At 62.1% G+C, this 21,177-nt stretch carries 24 protein-coding genes; 6 read left to right on the top strand and 18 right to left on the bottom strand.

The window, feature by feature from the left end; all coding sequences use genetic code 11:
- Positions 1-134: 134 nt before the first annotated feature.
- Positions 135-1,652: a glucose-6-phosphate dehydrogenase gene (gene zwf / locus J3O30_RS06685; protein ID WP_207583457.1), complete on the top strand. Its 1,518-nt coding sequence runs from the start codon at positions 135-137 to the stop codon at positions 1,650-1,652.
- 117 nt (positions 1,653-1,769) lie between these two features.
- Here zwf and J3O30_RS06680 read toward each other — a convergent pair whose 3' ends face one another.
- The 3 genes from J3O30_RS06680 to J3O30_RS06670 form a co-directional block, all read right to left on the bottom strand.
- Complete coding sequence (locus J3O30_RS06680; RefSeq protein ID WP_207583456.1) at positions 1,770-2,096, bottom strand: hypothetical protein; 327 nt, start codon at positions 2,094-2,096, stop codon at positions 1,770-1,772.
- Between the two features lie 131 nt (positions 2,097-2,227).
- Entirely contained in the window at positions 2,228-2,683 is a 456-nt protein-coding gene (locus J3O30_RS06675; protein WP_207583455.1) for an NUDIX domain-containing protein, read from the bottom strand.
- A 106-nt stretch (positions 2,684-2,789) separates the two neighbouring features.
- Positions 2,790-3,182: a hypothetical protein gene (locus J3O30_RS06670; RefSeq protein WP_207583454.1), complete on the bottom strand. Its 393-nt coding sequence runs from the start codon at positions 3,180-3,182 to the stop codon at positions 2,790-2,792.
- A 222-nt stretch (positions 3,183-3,404) separates the two neighbouring features.
- On the opposite strand from J3O30_RS06670, the gene J3O30_RS06665 reads away from it, so the two are divergent.
- The 3 genes from J3O30_RS06665 (at position 3,405) to J3O30_RS06655 (ending at position 8,894) form a co-directional block, all read left to right on the top strand.
- The gene (locus tag J3O30_RS06665; protein WP_207583453.1) at positions 3,405-4,970 is read left to right on the top strand and encodes a helicase HerA-like C-terminal domain-containing protein; all 1,566 of its coding nucleotides are present in this window, start codon (positions 3,405-3,407) and stop codon (positions 4,968-4,970) included.
- Between the two features lie 240 nt (positions 4,971-5,210).
- Positions 5,211-6,806, top strand: a complete 1,596-nt coding sequence (locus J3O30_RS06660) for an ABC-F family ATP-binding cassette domain-containing protein (RefSeq protein ID WP_207583452.1) — start codon at positions 5,211-5,213, stop codon at positions 6,804-6,806.
- A gap of 561 nt (positions 6,807-7,367) precedes the next feature.
- Complete coding sequence (locus tag J3O30_RS06655; RefSeq protein ID WP_207583450.1) at positions 7,368-8,894, top strand: ABC-F family ATP-binding cassette domain-containing protein; 1,527 nt, start codon at positions 7,368-7,370, stop codon at positions 8,892-8,894.
- Positions 8,895-8,954: 60 nt separating this feature from the next.
- Here the strand turns inward: J3O30_RS06655 and J3O30_RS06650 are convergent, their stop codons facing one another.
- The 4 genes from J3O30_RS06650 to J3O30_RS06635 all read right to left on the bottom strand — a co-directional run bounded on the left by J3O30_RS06650 (position 8,955) and on the right by J3O30_RS06635 (position 12,166).
- Complete coding sequence (locus J3O30_RS06650) at positions 8,955-9,893, bottom strand: IS110 family transposase (protein WP_207580684.1); 939 nt, start codon at positions 9,891-9,893, stop codon at positions 8,955-8,957.
- 230 nt (positions 9,894-10,123) lie between these two features.
- Complete coding sequence (locus tag J3O30_RS06645; RefSeq protein ID WP_207583449.1) at positions 10,124-10,903, bottom strand: VOC family protein; 780 nt, start codon at positions 10,901-10,903, stop codon at positions 10,124-10,126.
- A gap of 34 nt (positions 10,904-10,937) precedes the next feature.
- Positions 10,938-11,405, bottom strand: coding sequence for a DUF1579 domain-containing protein (locus tag J3O30_RS06640; RefSeq protein ID WP_207583448.1), 468 nt, complete (start codon positions 11,403-11,405; stop codon positions 10,938-10,940).
- 32 nt (positions 11,406-11,437) lie between these two features.
- Positions 11,438-12,166 (bottom strand): thioredoxin family protein, encoded by a 729-nt coding sequence (locus tag J3O30_RS06635; RefSeq protein WP_207583447.1) that lies wholly within the window; start codon positions 12,164-12,166, stop codon positions 11,438-11,440.
- 88 nt (positions 12,167-12,254) lie between these two features.
- Here J3O30_RS06635 and J3O30_RS06630 point away from each other — a divergent pair, with 88 nt between their 5' ends.
- Positions 12,255-12,776 (top strand): MarR family winged helix-turn-helix transcriptional regulator, encoded by a 522-nt coding sequence (locus J3O30_RS06630; RefSeq protein WP_207583446.1) that lies wholly within the window; start codon positions 12,255-12,257, stop codon positions 12,774-12,776.
- A gap of 63 nt (positions 12,777-12,839) precedes the next feature.
- On the opposite strand, the gene J3O30_RS06625 is transcribed toward J3O30_RS06630, so the two are convergent.
- Entirely contained in the window at positions 12,840-13,262 is a 423-nt protein-coding gene (locus tag J3O30_RS06625) for an organic hydroperoxide resistance protein (RefSeq protein WP_003580247.1), read from the bottom strand.
- A 125-nt stretch (positions 13,263-13,387) separates the two neighbouring features.
- On the opposite strand from J3O30_RS06625, the gene J3O30_RS06620 reads away from it, so the two are divergent.
- On the top strand, positions 13,388-13,876 hold the full coding sequence (locus J3O30_RS06620) for a MarR family transcriptional regulator (protein ID WP_207583445.1): 489 nt from the start codon (positions 13,388-13,390) through the stop codon (positions 13,874-13,876).
- Between the two features lie 55 nt (positions 13,877-13,931).
- Here the strand turns inward: J3O30_RS06620 and J3O30_RS06615 are convergent, their stop codons facing one another.
- From J3O30_RS06615 to J3O30_RS06570, 10 genes are all read right to left on the bottom strand, one after another.
- Positions 13,932-14,165 carry a hypothetical protein gene (locus tag J3O30_RS06615; protein WP_207583444.1) on the bottom strand — a complete coding sequence of 78 codons (234 nt, stop codon included), beginning with the start codon at positions 14,163-14,165 and terminating at the stop codon, positions 13,932-13,934.
- A 221-nt stretch (positions 14,166-14,386) separates the two neighbouring features.
- Positions 14,387-14,623: a 30S ribosomal protein S21 gene (gene rpsU, locus J3O30_RS06610; RefSeq protein WP_003569533.1), complete on the bottom strand. Its 237-nt coding sequence runs from the start codon at positions 14,621-14,623 to the stop codon at positions 14,387-14,389.
- A gap of 58 nt (positions 14,624-14,681) precedes the next feature.
- Positions 14,682-14,966 (bottom strand): cold-shock protein, encoded by a 285-nt coding sequence (locus J3O30_RS06605; protein ID WP_164010656.1) that lies wholly within the window; start codon positions 14,964-14,966, stop codon positions 14,682-14,684.
- A gap of 179 nt (positions 14,967-15,145) precedes the next feature.
- A complete protein-coding gene (locus J3O30_RS06600) occupies positions 15,146-15,355 on the bottom strand; it encodes a cold-shock protein (protein WP_003546468.1) in 210 nt (69 codons plus the stop codon).
- Positions 15,356-15,612: 257 nt separating this feature from the next.
- The gene (locus J3O30_RS06595) at positions 15,613-16,347 is read right to left on the bottom strand and encodes a L,D-transpeptidase (RefSeq protein WP_207583442.1); all 735 of its coding nucleotides are present in this window, start codon (positions 16,345-16,347) and stop codon (positions 15,613-15,615) included.
- Positions 16,348-16,486: 139 nt separating this feature from the next.
- Positions 16,487-17,293 (bottom strand): L,D-transpeptidase, encoded by an 807-nt coding sequence (locus J3O30_RS06590; RefSeq protein WP_207583441.1) that lies wholly within the window; start codon positions 17,291-17,293, stop codon positions 16,487-16,489.
- 106 nt (positions 17,294-17,399) lie between these two features.
- Entirely contained in the window at positions 17,400-18,098 is a 699-nt protein-coding gene (locus J3O30_RS06585) for a nucleotidyl transferase AbiEii/AbiGii toxin family protein (RefSeq protein WP_207583440.1), read from the bottom strand.
- Between the two features lie 55 nt (positions 18,099-18,153).
- Entirely contained in the window at positions 18,154-18,357 is a 204-nt protein-coding gene (locus J3O30_RS06580) for a hypothetical protein (protein WP_246762733.1), read from the bottom strand.
- A 70-nt stretch (positions 18,358-18,427) separates the two neighbouring features.
- A complete protein-coding gene (locus J3O30_RS06575; RefSeq protein WP_207583438.1) occupies positions 18,428-19,348 on the bottom strand; it encodes an alpha/beta fold hydrolase in 921 nt (306 codons plus the stop codon).
- Positions 19,349-19,466: 118 nt separating this feature from the next.
- Positions 19,467-21,092 carry a cisplatin damage response ATP-dependent DNA ligase gene (locus J3O30_RS06570; protein ID WP_207583437.1) on the bottom strand — a complete coding sequence of 542 codons (1,626 nt, stop codon included), beginning with the start codon at positions 21,090-21,092 and terminating at the stop codon, positions 19,467-19,469.
- Positions 21,093-21,177 lie beyond the last annotated feature (85 nt).

The following is a 21,177-nucleotide window of genomic DNA, read 5'->3' as shown; positions in this document are numbered from 1 at the left end:
ATGCAGCCGAATGAGGAGCCTCGGCACCCAGGCCGCCTCAGATAATGTCAAATGCCTGTTATCCCCGCCCGCATATGTTGCGGCGAAACCGATGCGGATTATAGTCGGCCGGAAAATCTCAGGAGATGACACACATGAACGCTGCCCCTACCCCGCCGGTCACCCTCGTCATCTTCGGCGCCACGGGAGACCTGACGCGCCGCCTGCTGGTGCCGGCGATCATCAACCTGACGCGTGAGCGCCTCGTCGGCGACGATCTTCATATTCTCGGCGTCGGCATCGAACCGGGCGACGACGCGTTTCTGCGCGGGCGGCTCGACGAATTTCTCAATCATCTCAGTGGCGAACAGCCGACGGTGAAAGACGAGGCCTGGCAAAGCCTGCGCCGGCGCATTTCCTATATGGCGGGCGATTTCACCAAGGTCGAAATTTTCACCGAGATCGGCAAGCGGCTGGGGCCGGATGCCAATGCCGCCTTCTATCTGGCGGTGCCGCCATCCTTTTTCGGCTCGATCGTCGAAAAGCTCGCCGCCCATGGCCTGACCGATGAAAAGGACGGCACCTTCCGTCGCGTCGCCATCGAAAAGCCATTCGGTACCGATCTCGCCTCCGCCAAGGCGCTCAATGCGCAAATCCTCGCCCAGATCGCGGAAAGCCAAGTCTACCGGCTCGACCATTTCCTCGGCAAGGAGACGGTGCAGAACCTGATGACGGCGCGTTTTGCCAATATGATGATCGAGTCTTTGTGGAACAGCCGCTACATCGACCATGTGCAGATCACTGCCGCCGAGATCGTCGATGTCGGCAGCCGCGGCAAATTCTACGATGCGACCGGCGCGCTGCGCGACATGGTGCCGAACCATCTGTTCCAGCTCCTGGCGATGATCGCCATGGAACCGCCGAACAGCTTCGATGCCGAAGCGATCCGCAACGAGAAGAGCAAGGTGTTGAAGGCGCTGCGCATCTATACGCCCGAGGAGGCAAAGACACATGGCGTTCGCGGCGCCTATGCCGCCGGCCCGCTCAACGGTGCTGCGCTTCCGGCCTATCGCGATAGCAAGGACGTTTCGCCCGACAGCCGGACCGAGACCTATGTGGCGCTGAAGCTCTATGCCGATACCTGGCGCTGGGCGGGTGTGCCCTTCTACCTCAGGACCGGCAAGGCGCTGACGGCGCGCGACACCGAGATCGTCATCACCTTCCAGCCGGTGCCCTTCGCGCAGTTTCGCGAGACCGACGTCCAGAGCCGCCTGCCGCGGAACCGGCTGGTGATCCAGGTGCAGCCGGACGAGGGCATGAGCATGGAAATCTCGATCAAGTCGCCGGGGCTTTCGGTCGATACGACGCCGGTCTCTCTCGACTTCCGCTATGCCGACAAGTTCGATATCGGCAAGACCACCGGCTATGAATCGCTGCTCTACGATCTCTTCATCGGCGACCAGACGCTGTTTCAGCGCGCCGACGGCATCGAGGCCGGCTGGGCGGCGGTGCAGCCCTTCCTCGACATCTGGGAGACGGATGAGAGCGTGCCCGAGGCCTACGCGCCGGGCAGCATGGGACCGGCCTGCGCCGACCAGCTTATCCAGCGTGACGGGCGGCGGTGGCATGAACTCGGTGTCATCCTGAACCATGACAAGAAGGACGGTAAATAGCGCCCTTCCCCAACGCTAAAGCGCGTCGCAGTTAACGTGATTCATGCGACGCGCTTTAGCTCTTTGTTTTACGCAATTCCGAACGCAAAACCGCTTCACACTTTTGCTGGAATTTCTCTATTGCTTTCCGTTGTCACGGCAGGCGGCGCTGGTGGAGGCGCCACTGTTGCCGCCCTCGGTCGCAAGCGCTCCACGGGTCTTGCGCGGCGGGCAGCGCGCCCAGTCGACGCGACCGCTCGACGTTCCATTGTCGTTAATGCTGCCGGTTTCCATCGAGTCGAGCGGGATGATCAGTCCGCTTTGTGTTTCGACGCCCGGCGCGGTGCCGAGCGGCGGCGTGCCGTCGATCCGGCCGCTGGCGTCCATGCCCATGTTCGACTGGGCAAGACCCGGGGCGGAGAGGCTGAGGAGAGCGATCGTCGTTGCTGCAATAAACCTGCGCATGATGCTATTCCTTCTGATTTCAGCGATGCTGATAGAACAGCGAATACGACCTCGTTGTTCCTTCGTTACCGTCACTGACGATCAAAGTTTGGCGCGCTGTATGGGAGCCTTGCACCGGCGGTGTTTCCAGCTCAATCGCGCCAGCGTGACAACAGTCTGTCGAGGCCTGTCGGATAGAGATCGATGCCAGCGTCACGCAGTGTATCGCGGCCGAACCAGCGCGCCGTCGCCGCCGTCTCGTCAAGTTCGGAATAGCGGATTTCGTCGCGCTCATAGAGCGATGCATCCGCCAGTTCGATTTCGGCGGCGAAGATGAATTCGTGACCGGTCTCGCCATGATGCTCGTAGATGTTTTCAAGCAGGAGCCAGGGACCGACGATGCGGATCGCCGTCTCAAGTTCCTCGCTAAATTCGCGGTGCAGCGCTTCTTCGCGGCTTTCGCCGAATTCGATCGCGCCGCCGAGCGGGCGAACACCCTTGATGCGGCCGCTATCTTCCTCGACCTCCGCGGCGAGCAACCGGTCTTCCCGCCAGGCGAGGCCGATCACCTTCACCCTGATCTGCTGCGACGGGCGCCAGACGGTCATCCGGCTCTCCTTCCATTCGAGAGGCAACGTTGCTGTTCACCCCGGTTTTTCCGGCACGAGAGCAATGAGCCCCGCAACGAAGCGAGGCTCCTGCCGATCTCTCGTCTCAGACGAACTGGCTGAGGCCCGGGACGGAGGCAACGACTTCGTCGACCACCTCTTCGCCGGCATATTGCTTGGCGATGGCGATGGTTTCCTTGGCGAGCGAGGTGATCTCGCCCATGCCGAGGCCTTCGCCCATCAGCTGCTGGCCGAGACCCATGATGCCGCCGCCGCCGAGCGAGCTCATCAGCCCGCCGAGCAGACCGCCACCGCCAGCACTTGCGCCATTGTACTGGGCGACGAGATCGGCGCCGCCGGGGATTGCTTCGATCATCCGGGCGACAGGGCCATCAGCGGCCTCGCGTTGCAGGAAGCCGAGCATCATGCCGAGCGCCTTTTCGGCCAGATCAGGCGCAATGCCCACACGATCGGCGATCTGGGTCACAATTTCATTCATCGTCAGCCTCCTGTTATTTTGACGTTAACGTCAACGTTATTCGAGATTCGAGCGCAACTCAAGCCGGGCGCGCACGGCGGCACATTGTCCAGTTTTGCTTTCGATGCAAACAGTTGTCCGCATCCGCCAGCCTGCTTATAACAGGGAAACGATGGTTCGATGAAGGCGGCAGGAGCCAGCCTTCTCAACAAAGACCGGCATAGCCGAAGGGAGCATTTGCGGATGATCGAGGATGGCAAGATTTTCATCGGCGCGAGCCGCAATCCCGACGACAGCATCAACAAGCCGGAATATCTCGACTTGAAGTTCGGCAACCGCCACGGCCTCGTCACCGGCGCCACCGGTACCGGCAAGACGGTGACGCTGCAGGTGCTGGCCGAGGGCTTCTCGCGGGCCGGCGTGCCGGTCTTCGCCGCCGATATCAAGGGCGACCTTTCCGGCATTGCCGCCAAGGGCGAGCCCAAGGATTTCCTCACCAAGCGGGCCGAGCAGATCGGCTTCACCGACTATGAATTCGATCAGTTTCCGGTGATTTTCTGGGATCTGTTCGGTGAGAAGGGCCACCGGGTGCGCACCACGATCGCCGAGATGGGGCCACTGCTGCTCGCCCGGCTGATGGATGCTTCCGAACCGCAGGAAGGCGTCATCAACATCGCCTTCAAGATCGCCGACCAGGGCGGGTTGCCGCTGCTCGACCTCAAGGATTTCACCTCGCTGCTGAATTATATGGGCGAGAATGCCACCGAGCTTTCCAATCAGTACGGGCTGATCTCCAAGGCCTCGGTCGGCTCGATCCAGCGGGCGCTGCTCGTTCTCGAACAGCAGGGCGCCGAGCATTTTTTCGGCGAACCGGCGCTGAAGATCTCCGACATCATGCGCACCAGCAATAACGGCTACGGCCAGATCTCCGTGCTGGCCGCCGACAAGCTGATGATGAACCCGCGACTCTACGCCACCTTCCTGCTCTGGCTGCTATCGGAATTGTTCGAGGAACTGCCCGAAGTCGGCGACCCGGACAAGCCGAAGCTGGTCTTCTTTTTCGACGAGGCGCATCTGCTCTTCAACGACGCGCCGAAGGTGCTGACCGAACGGGTCGAGCAGGTGGTGCGGCTGATCCGCTCCAAGGGCGTCGGCGTTTATTTCGTGACGCAGAACCCGCTCGACGTGCCGGAAACGGTGCTCGCCCAGCTCGGCAACCGCGCCCAGCATGCGTTGCGCGCCTATTCGCCGCGCGAGCAGAAGGCGGTGAGAACGGCGGCCGATACCTTCCGCCCCAACCCGGCCTTCGATTGCGCCACCGTCATCACCAATCTCGGCACCGGCGAGGCGCTGGTCTCGACGCTGGAGGCCAAGGGCGCCCCCTCGATCGTCGAGCGCACGCTGATCCGCCCGCCATCCGGCCGCGTCGGGCCGGTAACGGATGCCGAGCGCCAGCAGATCATGGACCGGAGCCCGGTCCTTGGCGTCTATGACGAGGACATCGATCGCGAATCCGCCTTCGAGCTACTGGCCGCGCGCGCCAGGAAAGCGGCCGATGCCGATGCCGCCAAGCGGGCGCAAGACGACGCCGCCCATGAGCAGCCGGGCACCACCACCTCCGGCTGGACCTTGCCGGGCTTCGGCGGCAGCAATGACGACGACAAGGACCGCGGCCAATCGCGCGGCCGAGCCTCCGGTTACCAACGCGAAACGGTGGTGGAAGCGGCAATGAAGAGCGTGGCCCGCACGGTGGCGACGCAAGTCGGCCGGGCGCTGGTGCGCGGGATATTGGGGAGCCTGAAGCGGTAGGGTTTTCGCGGGCGACATGGCCCTCATCCACCTGCCGGCACCGACCGGGGTCGAGCCACGGGTCTCGACCCGTCCTTCGGACGCCCGCCAGCAGGGAGGCAAGATCGTTCCCCGCCTTGATTCGGAAGCGTTTATTCCCTAGATTACCTGCCATCGACCATTTCAACAGGATGTGTGCCGCAATGGATTTCAACCCGATCGCAACGCCAGTTCGCCTTGCCAACGGAGAAATCCATATCCATGCCTGCATCAATCACCCTCTCCCAAGTCTCATGGTCCGCGCCTGACGGGCGGCCGCTTTTTTCCGATCTCGATCTAAGTTTCGGGGCGGAGCGCATCGGTCTCGTCGGGCGCAACGGCGTCGGCAAGACGACGCTGCTAAAGCTCGTCTCCGGTGAGATCAAGCCGCATTCGGGAACCGTATCGGTCGGCGGCAGCCTCGGCATCCTGCGCCAAAGCGTGCAGGTGGCGGCCGATGAATCCATAGCCGATCTCTTCGGCGTGACGGATGCGCTTGGCGTTCTCCAGCGCGCCGAAGCCGGTGAGGCAACGGCCGACGAGCTTGTATCGGCGGACTGGATGCTCCCAGCGCGCATTGCCGCAGCACTCAATCGCACCGGGCTCGACGCGCCACCGCAGACGTTGCTTGCCGCGCTTTCCGGCGGGCAGCGCACGCGGGCCGGGCTTGCCGCGCTTGTTTTCACCGAACCGGATTTTCTGCTGCTCGACGAGCCGACAAACAATCTCGATCGCGATGGCCGCGAGGCGGTGATCGCGCTGATTTCGAGCTTGCGGGCCGGCGCGATCATCGTCAGCCATGACCGGGAACTGCTTGAAAGCGTCGATGCGATCGTCGAACTGACATCGCTTAGTGCCACGCGCTACGGCGGCAATTGGAGCCATTATCGCCAGCGCAAAGCGCTGGAGCTTGCGGCGGCGGAGCACGATCTCGCCGATGCCGAGAAACGCATGGCCGAGGTCGCGAGGAAGGCGCAGGCGACGGTGGAACGTCAGGCGCATCGGGACAGCACGGGGCGGAAAATGGCCGCCAAGGGCGGCATCCCGCGCATTATGCTCGGCGGCATGAAGGAGCGCAGCGAAACGACGGGTGGCGACAATGTCCGCCTTGCCGAGCGCCGACGCGCCCAAGCGCTGGACGAGGGAAAGGCTGCGCGCGAGAAAATCGAGATCCTGCAGCCCCTGTCGGTGACCCTGCCGCCGACCGGACTGGCGGCCGGCAAGATGGTGCTGAGGGTGGATCGTGTGACATCCGGCTATCGGCCGGGCGACCCCGTCATCCGCGATCTCTCCTTCGATGTGACGGGGCCTGAACGGAACGCCGTCACCGGCCGCAACGGCTCGGGCAAGACGACGCTGCTTTCGCTTATCACCGGCGAACTCAAGCCCTGGGCCGGCACGGTCACCGTGCTGACCGACTTTGCGATGCTCGATCAGAAGGTCAGCCTTCTCGATCCCTCAGCCTCGATCCGCGATAATTTCCGCCGGATCAATCCGCATTCCGATGAAAACACCTGCCGAGCCGCCCTTGCCCGCTTCATGTTCCGGGCCGATGCGGCGCTGCAGGCCGTTTCGACGCTCAGCGGCGGGCAATTGCTGCGCGCCGGCCTTGCCTGCGTTCTCGGTTCAGCACCGCCGCCGCTGCTGATCCTCGACGAGCCGACCAACCATCTCGACACCGACTCGATATCAGCGGTCGAAGCCGGACTGCGCGCCTATGACGGCGCCCTGCTGGTCGTCAGCCATGACGAAACGTTTCTCGAGAGCATCGGGATAGAACGGCGGCTGGAGCTGGCGGGCGGTGATCTGGTGGGGTAGTCGCAGAGAGACAGCCACTTGCGCCCACCTAACAGAGGCGCGGCACCCTCCAACCTCCCTCATCCTGAGGCGCGCAGGCCGAAGGCCGAAGCCTCGAAGGACGCGCTCGCCGCTGCTCCTTGTGTCCACAACCGCCAGTGCACCCGCCTCGTCCTTCGAGGCCCCTGCGGGGCACCTCAGGATGAGGCTCGCGTTGGCGTCGATCACCGACGCCGCCAGCGCCACCGGAAATCCCGGCTGCTGCGGTTCTCTTGCCTCTTTCTGCGGGCGATGTTATTTCAATCCTGCAACCGTTCGAGAAAGGAGGATCACGTAATGCAATATTATTTTCGGTTTAATCGCCAGCGTGGTCCCGTCAACGCCCTGCAAATGCGTTTGCAGGGCTGACCAGAGACCGTTTCTCGACATCTCCTCGTGGTCTGCCCTTCGTGGCCAATACGGCGCCGTATCCTAAGGTTCGAGCGCGCATTCCTGTAATTTCCCGGGCCAATTTCCCGCAATCCCGTGATGGTTGAACGCCCCGGGTCGCGCGCGATACCCGATCAGGATCAGAGAACGATCATGACACTCATCGCTATCCGCAATCTCGGCGTGACGCTGGGCAATTCGTTGTTTTCCAAACTCAATCTCGTCGTCAATTCCGGCGACCGCATCGGCCTTGTCGCCGCCAATGGGCGGGGAAAATCGACGCTGCTTGCCTGTATCACCGGCGCGCTCGAACCAAGCGAGGGCGAGATCACCAAAGCGCGAGGGCTGACTATCGGCCATGTCGCGCAGAATGTGCCGCCCGCAATGTTCGATACGCCGTTTTACGATGCGGTGCTGCAGGCGCTGCCTGCCGATCAGGCCGAAAGCGAAAGCTGGCGCGTCGACGTGGTGCTGGAATCGCTCGAGGTGCCGGAGGTCATGCGCCGGCGGCCGCTGAAGCAGTTGAGCGGCGGCTGGCAGCGGCTTGCCATGCTTGCCCACAGCTGGGTCAGCGAACCCGACGTGCTGCTGCTCGACGAGCCGACCAACCATCTCGACCTCGAAAAGATCGCGCAGCTGGAGGGCTGGCTGAATGCGCTCCCCCGCGACGTGCCGGTTATCCTCTCCAGCCACGATCGCGCCTTCCTCGATGCGACGACCAACCGGACGCTATTCCTGCGGCCGGAGCAATCGCCGGTCTTCGCCCTGCCCTATACCCGGGCCCGCGCCGCCCTCGACGAGGCCGACGCATCCGAAGCCCGGCGTTATGAGCGTGACATCAAGGTGGCGGAGCAATTGCGCAGGCAGGCGGCCAAGCTCAACAATATCGGCATCAACTCCGGCAGCGACCTGCTCGTCGTCAAGACCAAGCAGTTGAAACAGCGGGCGGAGAAGCTGGAGGATGCAGCAAAACCGGCGCATCTCGAGCGCTCGGCCGGCGCCATCCGGCTTACCAACCGCGGCACGCATGCCAAGGTGCTGGTGACGCTGGAGGATGCGGCGGTGACGACGCCGGATGGAACGCTGCTGTTCAAGACCGGCCGGCAATTCATCTGCCAGGGCGACCGGATCGTGCTGCTCGGCCTGAACGGCGCCGGCAAGTCGCGGCTGGTCTTGATGCTGAAGCAGGCGATCGAAAGACCGGAGACCGCGCGCGATAGCATCAAGGCGACGCCGTCGCTGGTTCTCGGCTATGGCGACCAGGCGCTTGCCGATCTTGCCGACACCGACACGCCGATCGGCACGATTATCCGCCGCTTCGATGTCGGCGATCAGCGGGCACGCGCGCTGCTTGCCGGTGCCGGCATGACGATCGACATGCAGGCAAAACCGATCGGCCAGCTTTCCGGCGGCCAGAAGGCGCGGCTCGGCATGCTGGTGCTGAGGCTGACCGAACCGAACTTCACCCTGCTCGACGAGCCGACCAACCACCTCGACATCGAGGGACAGGAAGCACTGGAGAGCGAGCTGATGGCGCACGAAGCCAGCTGCCTGCTGGTATCGCACGACCGCAGTTTCGTGCGGGCGGTAGGCAACCGGTTCTGGCTGATCGAGAGGAAGCGGCTGGTGGAGGTGGGGAGCCCGGAAGGTTTTTTTGCATCGGTGGCGAGTGGGGTTTGAGGGTGTGCCGTGCAGCCCCCTCAGCCGCCCGTGAGGGCGGATGAGCGACTATCTGGGCTGTCAAGTTGCATGTTCGAATTCTCTTCGCGCATCTCGTGCTTTTGCATTGAGAATGACCAGGAGTTTTCGGGCGAGCGCGATGCGGATGACCATTTTCGGTTTGCCCTGGCTTTGCAACCTTTGCTGGAATGCCGCCAGATGCGGATTGTGTCGGGCTGCGATGGCGCCAACCAGGAACAGAATGGCGCGTGGTCCGGAGCGCCCGCCGCGCACCGGCCGATGTCCGCTGCGTTTGCCGCTGTCGTTGGCAATCGGCGCAAGGCCGGCCAGCTTGGCGATCGCCTTGTTGGAGATCCGGCCGATCTCAGGCAATTCGGCCATCAGCCGGGCAACGGTACGGTTGGCCACGCCCTTGATCGAGCGAAAGGCCTGGTTGAGGCAGGCCCAGAGCGGATCGTCATCGATCATCGAGGCAATCTCGCCTTCGAGGGTGCGGCTCTGGCGCACCAGAAGCGCGATCACCTCGTTGAGGCTTGCCACGCTCTGATGATCGCGGGCCGCACTGCGGCGCTGCCTCTGGACGGTCAGGTCACTCGTGACCTGGGACAGCCGCGCCATCAGCGCCGACAGCCGCATCTGCGCGGCTTTCGGCGGCGGCAGGGCAGCCAGCCGCTTGGTTTCGGCATAATGGGCGATCATCGCCGCATCGATGCGGTCGGTCTTTTCCAGAAAGCCCATGGCTTCGGCAAACCGGCGCACATGGCGCGGATTAGCCAAGGCGCAGGCGATCCCCATCTCCCACAACAACAGGAAGGCCGTCCGCTCGTAACCGCCGGAAGCCTCCATGACGACGAGCTCGACATTCTCGGCCCGGCAAAGATCGGCCAGCGCGCCGATGCCGGTGGCGTCATTGCTGAAACGCTCAAACGTCCCGGACGGGCGGATAGACGCATCCAGCCAGTCCTTCGAAACATCCACTCCACATATAACTCTGTTCACGGTAACCTGCCTTGTGCGTGCGATTGGAACCAAGCGACTATTCGGTCGTACGTGACGATGACGAAGATCCCAGGCTCATCCACGGTTGTAACCAGAGGGGGAACGGGCGACTTCGTCACGCCTCTGGCCGGGTGGCCACCCGGCCAGAGGCTCAATCGCTTCCATCGCACAAAATCTCTAACGTGCAGATACAAGGGGGCCGGTGGCACGACGCCAAAAGCAGCCCAAAACTACCGCTTCGGTGCGACCAGGCAGAAGAAGGCGCCTTGTGGGTCCATGGCCTGGATGATCCAGCTGCCGCCGGGGACTTCCATCGGGCCGTGGACGACCTTGCCGCCGCCTGAGGTGACGCGTTCAATCGCGGCATCGAGGGTCGGCACGATGAAATAATAGCTCCAGAACGGCATCGGGATGTTTTCCGGCTTGGTCATCATGCCGCCGATCTGCTTGCCGTTGTGGGCGAAGAGGTAGTAGACGCCCATTGGACCCATGTCCATTTCGCTGTCCTTCGTCCAGCCGAACAGCTTGGAATAGAAGGAGACAGCGTCTTTGCCGTTGCCGGCATAGAGTTCATGCCAGCCGATATTGCCGGGCGCATCGGGGGCTAGTTCCGGCCAGGTTTTGTCCATCGGCGCCGGCGTCATGATGCAGAGCACTGCCCCATGCGGATCGGCGACGACGGCGAAACGGCCGACACTCGGGATATCGTCCGGCGGACGGCGGACCGAACCGCCATTGGCGGCGAAATCCTTGGCCGACTGGTCAACGTCGTCGACATCGACATAACCCGTCCAGTTCGGCGGGATGCCCTTGCCCTCGAGTTCGGCCGGAAATTCCATCAGGCCGGCGACGCCGATGCCATTCGCCTCGAAGATCGTATAGGGCGGCATGCCCTCCACTTGCATTTCGGAAGTGCTCCAGCCGACGACCGAACTGTAGAATTTCGCGGCAGCCGATGTGTCGGGGGTCATCAACTCGCACCAGATGAACTTTCCATGCCTCTCAGACATCATACTCTCCCTTTAGGCTTGAGCGCCGTGATTGTCAGGTCTTGCGGGTGTAATGCGCTTCCATGAACTGTTTCCAGGCACCATCCGGCTGCCTGACGCTGGAGATGAAGGTGCGGTGATCGGCGTCGACGAAGGCAATCTGCTCGCGGTAATCGGCAAGCCCTTCGCTGTTGAAGTCGGGCCCTGTGGTATAGAGATCCAGCACGTTGCCCGAGGCGTCGAGTTCACCCTCGTAGACCCACATATAGTCCATCATGCTGCCGATCCAGCTGCCGACATATTTGCCTTTGGCGGCGTTATAGCCGAGCGTCAGGATGCTGGTGCCTTGCTTGCCATCCGGCATGCGGCCGGTGCCTTCGGCAACCCACCAGATGCCATGCAGCGAGCGGACGGCTTCGGTCCAGGGCTCGTCGCCGGACATTTCCGGTGCGGTGACGGTCCATTCGCCGATCAGCCTTTCCAGGAAGGAATGTTCCTTCAGCACTTCAGCGGTCTTCAACATCCTTCTCTCCCTTGCATGATGTTGGCCTTATTTCAGTGACAGCAGGATGGCGTCTTGGCAGCCTCGTCGTATTCGTCGTGGCGGCGCACGAAATTCATCGTGCTGTCCTCGTTGCGGCCCTTCGGCGCCCGGTCGAGGATCATCAGGGTGCCGATCAATTCCTCCGGGCCGCGGGCATAACTCGAATAGGTATGGAAGACTTCGCCCTTGTCATTGCGGTAGAAGGCGCTGAGACCCGGCAGTTCGTCATTGGCATCAGCCGGCAGCATGGGAGTGAAATTGTAAAAGACATTGTCTTTGGCAAGATCCTCTGGGCTGAAAGAGACGTGATAATCGAAATTGAAATCGCTGCCGAAGGACGAGACCCAGGGGAATTTCCAGCCCATGCGGCTTTTGTAGGCGGCGATCTTGTCGAGCGGCGCGCGTGAGGCGGCGACCCAGGTGACGTCGTGATGGTTCAGATGCGGCAAGGCGCCGTCGACATGATCCGACAGGAAGGAGCAGCCGGGGCAGCCGGCATCCCAATCCGGGCCGAGCATGAAATGGTAGATCAGCAACTGGCTGCGGCCGTCGAAGAGATCGGCTAGCGACCTCCTGCCTTCAGGCGTTTCGAAGACATAATCCTTGTCGACCTTCACCCAGGGCAGCGCCAGGCGCGCGACGTTGACGCTATCGCGCAGCCTCGTCGCCTCTTTTTCTTTTGCCAGAAGTGCACGGCGGGCTTCGAGCCATTCCTCGCGGGAAACAACTTCATTCTGCATGAAATGCGCCCTCCTCCGGCGCCTGCCGGTGAAGCCGGCTCATCTCCTTCTCCTTGACTAATTACATTGATATCAATAGAAATGAAGCATGTCAAATTCGATCGAGATTCCCTTTTCCACGACGCTGCTGGTGCGCGACACCTGCCTCTGCCTGCATGTGCAGCGCGCGGCGCGGGCGCTTGCCCGGCTGTTCGACGATGCACTGAGGCCGGCCGGGCTGACTAACGGGCAGTTTTCATTGCTGATGTCGCTGAACCGGCCGGAGCCGCCGCCGATGGGACCGGTCGCTGCCTTGCTGGCCATGGACCAGACGACGCTGACGGCGGCGCTGAAGCCGCTACAGCGCAAGGGCTGGGTGACAGTGGTGGAGAATCCGAGGGACAGACGTGGCCGGCTGCTTGTCCTCACCGGCGAAGGCAAGGCGGCACTGGCAAGGGCACTGCCAATCTGGGAGAGCACGCATGCGGGGATTGATGGCACGCTGCCGGATGGCAACTGCACGCGGCTGCGCGGCGATCTGCAGGCGCTGTCATCGATGACGGCAGAGATCCCGAAATCGGCACCCTCGCCCCGCCGCTCCCGTCATGGCGAAGAGGCAGCGGCTGAATAGGATACGCCTCCTGTCCCGCGAGGTCGCGGCAGCCGATAGGGCTGCCGCTCCCTTTGGAATCGATCAGGCAACTGTGACCGGAACTTCGGTGGACGTGCGCATGGCGTGGCTGTAGGGGCAGACGATGTGGGCGGCGGCGGCGAGCTTTTCGGCGGTTTCGCGGTCGAGACCGGGGATGTTTACCGTGAGCGCCACTTCGATGCCGAAGCCGGTGCCATCTTCACGCGGGCCGATGCCGACCTTGGCGGAGACCGTCGTGTCCTCCGGAATCTTGACCTTCTGCTGGCCCGCGACAAATTTCAAAGCACCGAGGAAGCAGGCGGAGTAGCCGGCGGCGAAGAGCTGCTCGGGATTGGTGCCGGTCGCGCCATCGCCGCCGAGTTCCTTCGGAACGGTCAGCGTCACGTCCAGAACGCCGTTTTCGGAAACGGCGCGGCCAGCGCGGCCGCCGGTGGCAGAGGCTTTGGTCGTATAGAGAATAGGCATGACGATCTCCTTTGATTGGCCCGTCGTTTGGGGCTGGACTTTTAATATTGCACAATTAAATTGTACGCAAGTGAATTTTGCAAATTGCATTTCGAATTCGAAAAGAGGACAATCGGACCTCAGGGATGATGGATATGAAAGCGCACACGATAAAGACGATGGAGATACCGCAGGAGGAAAAGCGGCTGGAAAAGCAGTTGTGCTTTGCGGTCTACGCGACGGCGCATGCTTTCACCCGCGCCTACAAGCCGATTCTCGACAGGGTCGGCCTGACCTATCCGCAGTATCTTGTGATGCTGGTGCTGTGGGAACGCGGCGAGCTGCCGGTGAAGACGATCGGCGAGCAGCTGGATCTCGATTCCGGCACGCTGTCGCCACTGCTGAAGCGGCTGGAACAGAACGGACTGATCAAGCGCATCCGCGACCTGCGCGACGAGCGGCAGGTGATCGTGTCGCTAACCCCGGAAGGTCAGTCAATGAAAGGGGAGATCGATACGATCATGACGGCGATCGGGCAAGCCGCCGGCTGCACGCTCGAGGAAATGGCCGCGATGCGCGACATGCTGCATCGGCTGCGAGGCAATCTCGGCCGAGCCGGCACGGGCGGCGGCTGACCGCATCCGCCCGGTTAGTCTAAGAGGGATAGCCTAACGGTTCTGCGGCCGAGGATCACGGCCGCTTCACAGCCGCGTTGGCCGGCGACCGGCGCTTCTTTGCGGGCGCTGCTTCAGGTCCGGCCTCAGCCTCCTGCTGCAGACGCAGGGCCTTCAACTTTTCCGTCTTCTTGTCACGGGCCGAGGCCTCGGCCGCGATAATGGCGCGCGCCGTGTGATCGGTCGCTTCCGCCTTGTCGCGAGACGAAAGCTTGGCGGGATTGAAGAATTCTCCCTTGGTGGCGGTCATGTGCCCCTTTCTCAGGTGATGACGGCTGATTTAGGCGCGATTCACGGCTGAACCATGGTTTCATGGTCGAAAGCCGCGATTGTGCGGCTAGGCCATGATCCCACAGCTGGCCGCAATTCCGCGGCCAAGCCGTGATTCGCCAGTCAGCCGTGATTCCACGGACGGACCGTGCTTCCACGTTGGCCGCGATGCAGCGGCCGGGCCGTGATTCCACGGCCGGGTTAGCGGGCGCGGAGAACCTTCTTCGGTGCCGGCAGCAGGCCTTCGCGCTGAAGCTTCTTGCGGGCAAGCTTGCGCTGGCGGCGAATGGCCTCGGCCTTTTCGCGGGCGCGCTTCTCGGACGGCTTTTCAAAAGCGCTGCGCGCCTTCATTTCTCGGAAAAGGCCTTCCCGCTGCATCTTCTTCTTGAGCACGCGGAGCGCCTGATCGACGTTGTTATCCCTGACGAGTACCTGCAAAGTGATATCCTTCCTGTCACGGCGGCGAGGCCGCACTGTCAATAATGAAACGGCGAAACTACTTGCCCGTTCTGATGCTCGAAAACTTCAGCCAGGGCTCTGCGCCGTCGGACTTGGCCGCTATCTCCAGGGGAGCTCTGGATGGCGATTCCCCGGTATCGATATCGGCCTCAGTAATGCGGCGTTCGAAATTTTCCGCGTCGAAGCGGACGCGATATTGCACATGCCCGTGATCGTTGGGCAGAATGCTGGCGATCCGGCAGCGCTTGTCGGCCTTCGCCGTGCGGGTAAGACCGGATTTCAGCACGATCATATCGCCGATCTTATAGTTTGGTCTGCCCATTTCAGCGTCCCTTCGACTTTCGGCTGCTCACTGGTCAATCAGAACGAGGTCATTCAAGAACGACCGGGGTCATTCGGAAAAGCCCAGCGGTCAAAGCAAAAAGGCCGGGTTGGCACCCGACCTCTTCCAGTCACTCAGCCATTTCGCTGCCATTATGGTCAGCACAGGCGAATGACAAATCATGCGGCCTGAAGGTTATCGGCCGAATTCTTGCCGGACTTCTTGTCGCGGACGAGATCGTAGCGGATCTTCTGACCTTCAACGAGTTCGCGCATACCGGCGCGTTCGACCGCTGAAATATGGACAAAAACGTCCGTAGAACCATCATCGGGCTGAATAAAGCCAAAACCCTTGGTGCCATTGAACCACTTGACGACGCCTGAATTCATAACGATCTCCTTTTCAACCGTTTGTGTTTCGCCTGCGGAATGTCCGACAAGCCGTATCGATGTTGAGAGGATATCTGACGGAGCGCTTCAGCGCGTGGACAAAGGTCGCAAGCAATTCGATACGCACCATGTAGGATATTTAGCGAATTAAGCAATGGTTTTTTGAAAAATAAATCTCTCGCGGGCGCAAAACGGGCCGTTTCACCGGGGAAAACGGAGCAATCCGAGGCGGCTGGTTGACGGCCGCCTCGGTGACATTACTGCAAGACGACGATCGGCGCTTTCGTCGGAGCGCGATCGTAGAGATCGATGATATCCTGGTTCAGCAGCCGCACGCAGCCCGAAGAGACTGCCTTACCGATCGAGCGCCAGTCGGGATTGCCGTGCAGGCGGTAGAGCGTGTCTTCCCCGTTCGAGAAGATGTAGAGCGCGCGGGCGCCGAGCGGGTTCTTCAGGCCCGGCTCCATGCCGCCGTTCTCGATCGAATATTTGACGAGTTCCGGCTGGCGGGCGACCATCTCGTTCGGCGGCTTCCAGCGCGGCCATCTCTGACGCCACTGGATGACGCCTGAGCCCTGCCAGGCGAAACCCTCGCGACCGATGCCGACGCCATAACGCATCGCCATGCCGTCACCCTGGACGAGATAGAGGAAGCGCGACGGCGTATCGACGACGATGGTGCCGGGGGGCTGGCCGGTGGGATCGAGGACGCGCTGGCGATAATAGCGCGGGTCGATCTGCTCGTAGGGAACGGCAGGGATGAGAAAGCCGCCGTCCTCGACGGGGCCATACATGACGGCAAGCTCGGCCCCGCTCGGCGTGCTCGACGCTTCCGGGGACTGGAACAGGCGCATGGGCGAACGGTAGGTGATCGTCGTATCGCCCGATGTTACCGTATTGGCCGAAGAGGCGCAGCCGGTGAGCGCGGATACTGCTGTCAATGCCGAAAAGGAAAGAAAGCTGCGGCGGGAAAGATGTCTATCGAAGCTCATGACGCGGGACTGATTTCCTCTGATGCGGGAATCCGAGATAACAACATCAGAAGATCTATCGGCTTGCGCCAAATAAACCATAGCTTCACGCAGACGTGTCCGGCCTTGGGCGGACGATATCGGCGGCGCTGTTGCAGCGCTACATCACAACGATCTCCGCCTTGGCAGGAAGGCGGTCATAGAGATCGACGACGTCCTGGTTCAGCATGCGCACGCAGCCCGACGAGGTGGCCTTGCCGATCGACTGCCAGTCGGGCGTGCCGTGGATACGATAGAGCGTATCCTGCCCCTCCTTGAAGATATACATGGCGCGGGCGCCGAGCGGGTTCTGGAGACCCGGGTTCATGCCACCGTTTTCCGCAGCAAAGGGGCGAACCTCGGGCTGGCGTGAGACCATTTCCACCGGCGGTGTCCAGCGCGGCCATTTCTGTTTCCACTGGATGACGCCGCGGCCGGACCAGGCGTAACCATCGCGGCCGAGGCCGACGCCATAACGCATCGCCTTGCCGTTCGCTTCGACGAAATAGAGGTAATGCGCCTTTGTATCGACGACCACGGTGCCGGGACGCTCGGTGGTCTGGTAGTCGACCTCCTGGCGCAGGAACTGCTGCTGCACACGGCTGACGGGGATGGCCGGCAGGGTGAAATCCTCATCGCGAAGCGCACCATACATCGCCATGTGCACCGGATTGGTGACCGGCAGGCCGTAAGTCTGATGGAACTGGGTCTTGTAGAGCTCGCGCGTCTGCGGCACCGGCTGATCGGGGATCGGCCGCACCCGGCGCGGATCGACGCCGGGCGGCTGATAGAAGACCGGCGAAGTTTCCTGGACGAAACGGGCGGGCGAATCGGCGGCGACATCGGGAATGAGGATGTTGCAGGCGCTCAGCGACGCAACGACCACCACCAGCCCGGCAATCGGGAAGACCCGGCGCAGAAAATTCATGGAACCACCCTTATCAACGGTCGGCAAGACAGCGACATCTGCCGGGACGATGGCATTCGCGGCTGGCGCGAGGCTGGTGTTGATGGCGGGCGGGAAAGCCGGGAGATTAAAACAACCAGAGCCGCTGCGCCTCGCCACGAAGGGCGGCGATTGCCCGCACGGCAAGATCGCCGTCCATCTGTAGAACGCTTGCGGCATGTCTCAATTCGGTCTCGTCCTCAAGTCTGGTGATGACCCAACCGATCTTGCGTTCAATGTCTTGCCCATAAGCTTGCGTCGCCTTCAAAACGGCGGCAGCGGGAATCTCCGTGTAGCGGGTGAGAAGCATGCCGAGGTCGATAGCATCACGGTAGGCGACAGCCCTGTCCTGGCAGCGGTCAGCGTTGGCGAGCAGTTTTTCGGTAAACAAATCAGGCAGCGACAGAATTGAAACATTCAGCCGCGAATCGAAAGCGCCTTCAAGAGCGATCCGCGCCTCGCGCACGATTTCGAAGCGAATAGGCTGGTCGTCGAGGGCAAGGACCGTCCGCACGCCGTACTGGTCCGTCCTGAAGTCCCTGAGCGTCGTGACCGGCTCCCCAAAAAACGCTCCCACGCCGCTTTCGACCGCCGCCGTGCGCAAGACGCGATATCCTTCGCTATCCGCACAGAGAAAATCGACGTCGAGCGACAGCCGGTATTCGTCGAGAAGCATGACAATGGCTGTTCCGCCGGCAAACCAACACTTGTTGGCCAGAAAAAAATCCGCCTTCATCAGCCGAAGGGCCGCAGCGATGGTGCGATGTTCGGAACGTCTGAATTCCATGATGGCCACCTGGTTTCTGCCCAAGCTTAAAGGCGAAGGATAAAGAAACGGAAAATCAGGAGACGAGCAGAACACCGTTGCCGTAGGCGGCAGCCAGTTCGCGGATCAGCCGCATCTCCCGCTCAGTCAGCCGGCCGGTATCGACGAAACGCCAGTTGCGTTCATACAGCGCGAAAGCCTCGCAGGCAGGTATCGCGCGCGCGGGATCGCGATTCCAGACGAGCGATTTCAGCTCGGGGAAGTCGTTCGGCACAACCATGCTCTCTGCGTCCGTCTTCATGCCGGGAATATAGGCCTAACGGGCCTGTATTTGAAGCGGCGGCAAAAAATCAGGCCGCAACTCCATGGAAGAAGCGGATGCTCTGTTCGATCTCGGCCGGCAGCGCCGAGGTGTGATTGCCGGCGACGGTTTCGGTCTCGATATGCACGCCGTTGGCGCGGGCGCGGCGGGCCAGCAGATCGGCGCGGTCGTTGAAATGCGGCTCCTCCGTGCCATGGACGACACGGACCGGACATTTGAAGCTGTGGGCGTAACACAGTGCTGAACGCACCTCGAATTCACGCGTATTGCTGTCGTCGAAGCGGATATCCTGGGGATAGCGGTTGAAGAAGCGGAATGCGTCGGGGTTGCCCGATATCGGCGCGGCGGCGCGGAATTTCTGGGTGCTCATCGCCGTCAGCATGGTCAGCGTGCCGCCGATGCTGTGGCCGGCGATGAACAGGCGCCCCGAATCGACACCCGGCAGATGCGCCAGGCGCTCGGTGGCGGCGAGAACGTCGTCGACCTCGTCGTAGAAGCCGGAGAAATTGCCCATCTGGCCGTTTTCGCCGCGCAGCGACGGCATCATCACGATATAACCGGCATCCATATAGGGTTTCATCAGCTGCCAGTGGCCGGCGCCCATGGCGTTGCCGCCGTGCAGGAAGAGCACAGCCGGCTTGCCGACGCGCTCACGCTTGTACTTCGAGACCCAAGCGGCCAGTTCCAGCTCGCCGTATCCCGAGCGATAGAAGATCTTGTCGGCGTCGGCAGGTGCGCTCAGCAGTTCGTATTTGTCGGGCGCCGGGCCCTTCTGCAAAAGCTTGGTGCGGAAATGGTGGCGGACCTTGGCATAATCGCGCTTGGCAAGCCGCGGTTCATCCGGAACGTCGAACGCCGCTGCCATTTGCGGCAGGACGAGTGCGCCGGCAAGACCGGCCAGCACGGCACGGCGTTGGAGGAAAAAGGAATTCCGTTCATTCGAGCTCATAACGCAGCACCCAAATCATTTCCCCGGCACGCGAGATTTGCACCGGAAGATCGTTGCCGCCAATACACATCGTGTTGAAAATATCGTCCTGCGGCATTGTTGCACAGGATATTGGCCCTCACCCCGGCTTGGCGTCGATCATGGCGATCAGCGTGCGCAGCCGGTCGGCCTCGTAGCTGGGTTTGTCGGGGCGAAGGCGGGCGATGCGGGGGAAGCGCATGGCGACACCCGATTTATGCCGGGTCGAGCGGTTGATGCCTTCGAAGGCCACTTCGACGACGAAGCCGAAATCCTTGTCGGCGCGCACCGCCCGCACCGGGCCGAAACGTTCGGTGGTATTGTTGCGCACGAACTTGTCGAGCACTTCGAGTTCGGCATCGGTGAAACCGAAATAGGCCTTGCCGACGGGCACCAGCTGTTCACCGTCCTCGTCATCGGCCCAGACGCCGAAGGTGAAATCGGAATAGTAGCTGGAGCGCTTGCCGTGGCCGCGCTGGGCATACATCAGCACCGCATCGACATTATAGGGATTGCGCTTCCACTTGAACCAGGGCCCCTTCATGCGGCCGGCCTGGTAGACGCTGTCGCGGCGCTTGATCATCACGCCCTCGATGACCGGATCGGGCGGGGCGGCACGGAGACGGTCAAGTTCGTCCCACGACGAGAACGGCACGAGCGGCGAGAGGTCGAAACGGTCGTGGGGGGCGCGATCGATGATCTCGGCCAGCCGGTCGCGGCGATCGATATAGGGGTGGCCGCGAACATCCTCCTCATCGTCGAAAAGCAGATCATAGGTACGGATGAAGGCCGGGTAGTCGGCAAGCATCTTTGCCGTCACCGTCTTGCGGTTCAGCCGCTGCTGCAGGTCGGAAAAGGTTCGGGTCGGGCTGTTGGAGCGCGCGGTGCCGCCGACCAGCAACTCGCCATCGACGACGCCGGAAAAACTGATTGCCTCGAGAATATCGGGAAAGGCGCCAGATATGTCGTCGCCGGAGCGGGAATAGATCTTGCGCCGATCGCCGGAGCGGGAGAGCTGGACACGGATGCCGTCCCATTTCCATTCGGCGGCATAACTCGCCGGATCGAGACTGGTGAGATCCCCCTCCTCCACCGGATTGGCGAGCATGACCGAATGGAAGATCGCCGGGGTGGCCAGCACCGGCTTTTCGCCGCTAGCCGCCAGCCATGCGAACAGCGTCTCATAGGGCGGCTGCAGGCCGTGCCAGAGGGTTTCGATCTCGGTGACGTCCCTATCGCCGAGGTCGGCCAACGCCTGCTTGGCAAGCCGGGCGGAAACGCCGATGCGCATGGCACCGGTCGCCAGCTTGATGAAGGCGAAGCGGCCGGACGGATCCAGCCGGTCGAGCAGATCGCGGACGAAGCCGCGCACTTCGGTGCGGCCGAGCGCGTTCATGCCGGCGACGACTTCGCCGAGACGCGGCTGCGAAAGGGCCGAGCGGTCGATATCCTGCTCATTATCCCAGACGAGCGAGATGGTTTCGGCGAGATCGCCGACATAGTCATAGGAATAGCGGAACAGCACCTCGTCGATGCGCTCCAGCACCAGTTCGCGCAGCATGGCGGGCTTGACGTTGCGCACCTCCAACGTGCCGGCGATGGCGGCCAGACCGTAGCCGCGGTCCGGGTCCGGCGTGTCGCGGAAATAATCGGTGAGCAGCTTCAGCTTGCCGTTGCGGCTGGGGGTGAGGACCAGGCGGTCGAGGAGGTCGGCGAAGGCTTTCATCTTGACCTCCGCATTCCGGGGAAAGACCCCTCCCCAACTCCTCCCCACAGGTGGGAGGGGCTAATATGCGGCACTGCCTTGTCCT

The organism is Rhizobium sp. NZLR1 (genome assembly GCF_017357385.1).
Lineage (GTDB): Bacteria > Pseudomonadota > Alphaproteobacteria > Rhizobiales > Rhizobiaceae > Rhizobium.
Note: the sequence above shows the minus strand (reverse complement) of the source record. Positions and strands in the feature narration are given on the sequence as shown.

Coding starts and splice junctions, on each gene's coding strand:
- zwf (WP_207583457.1), top strand. CDS start 135: ATGAACGCTGCCCCTACCCCGCCGGTCACCCTCGTCATCTTCGGCGCC.
- J3O30_RS06620 (WP_207583445.1), top strand. CDS start 13,388: ATGATGGATATGAAAGCGCACACGATAAAGACGATGGAGATACCGCAG.
- J3O30_RS06595 (WP_207583442.1), bottom strand. CDS start 16,347: ATGAGCTTCGATAGACATCTTTCCCGCCGCAGCTTTCTTTCCTTTTCG.
- J3O30_RS06570 (WP_207583437.1), bottom strand. CDS start 21,092: ATGAAAGCCTTCGCCGACCTCCTCGACCGCCTGGTCCTCACCCCCAGC.
- J3O30_RS06675 (WP_207583455.1), bottom strand. CDS start 2,683: ATGACCGTCTGGCGCCCGTCGCAGCAGATCAGGGTGAAGGTGATCGGC.
- J3O30_RS06580 (WP_246762733.1), bottom strand. CDS start 18,357: ATGGTTGTGCCGAACGACTTCCCCGAGCTGAAATCGCTCGTCTGGAAT.
- J3O30_RS06645 (WP_207583449.1), bottom strand. CDS start 10,903: ATGTCTGAGAGGCATGGAAAGTTCATCTGGTGCGAGTTGATGACCCCC.
- J3O30_RS06625 (WP_003580247.1), bottom strand. CDS start 13,262: ATGCCTATTCTCTATACGACCAAAGCCTCTGCCACCGGCGGCCGCGCT.
- J3O30_RS06600 (WP_003546468.1), bottom strand. CDS start 15,355: ATGAATTCAGGCGTCGTCAAGTGGTTCAATGGCACCAAGGGTTTTGGC.
- J3O30_RS06605 (WP_164010656.1), bottom strand. CDS start 14,966: ATGGGCAGACCAAACTATAAGATCGGCGATATGATCGTGCTGAAATCC.
- J3O30_RS06630 (WP_207583446.1), top strand. CDS start 12,255: ATGTCAAATTCGATCGAGATTCCCTTTTCCACGACGCTGCTGGTGCGC.
- J3O30_RS06585 (WP_207583440.1), bottom strand. CDS start 18,098: ATGGAATTCAGACGTTCCGAACATCGCACCATCGCTGCGGCCCTTCGG.
- J3O30_RS06655 (WP_207583450.1), top strand. CDS start 7,368: ATGACACTCATCGCTATCCGCAATCTCGGCGTGACGCTGGGCAATTCG.
- J3O30_RS06590 (WP_207583441.1), bottom strand. CDS start 17,293: ATGAATTTTCTGCGCCGGGTCTTCCCGATTGCCGGGCTGGTGGTGGTC.
- J3O30_RS06660 (WP_207583452.1), top strand. CDS start 5,211: ATGCCTGCATCAATCACCCTCTCCCAAGTCTCATGGTCCGCGCCTGAC.
- J3O30_RS06640 (WP_207583448.1), bottom strand. CDS start 11,405: ATGTTGAAGACCGCTGAAGTGCTGAAGGAACATTCCTTCCTGGAAAGG.
- J3O30_RS06635 (WP_207583447.1), bottom strand. CDS start 12,166: ATGCAGAATGAAGTTGTTTCCCGCGAGGAATGGCTCGAAGCCCGCCGT.
- J3O30_RS06670 (WP_207583454.1), bottom strand. CDS start 3,182: ATGAATGAAATTGTGACCCAGATCGCCGATCGTGTGGGCATTGCGCCT.
- J3O30_RS06615 (WP_207583444.1), bottom strand. CDS start 14,165: ATGACCGCCACCAAGGGAGAATTCTTCAATCCCGCCAAGCTTTCGTCT.
- J3O30_RS06665 (WP_207583453.1), top strand. CDS start 3,405: ATGATCGAGGATGGCAAGATTTTCATCGGCGCGAGCCGCAATCCCGAC.
- J3O30_RS06680 (WP_207583456.1), bottom strand. CDS start 2,096: ATGCGCAGGTTTATTGCAGCAACGACGATCGCTCTCCTCAGCCTCTCC.
- J3O30_RS06575 (WP_207583438.1), bottom strand. CDS start 19,348: ATGAGCTCGAATGAACGGAATTCCTTTTTCCTCCAACGCCGTGCCGTG.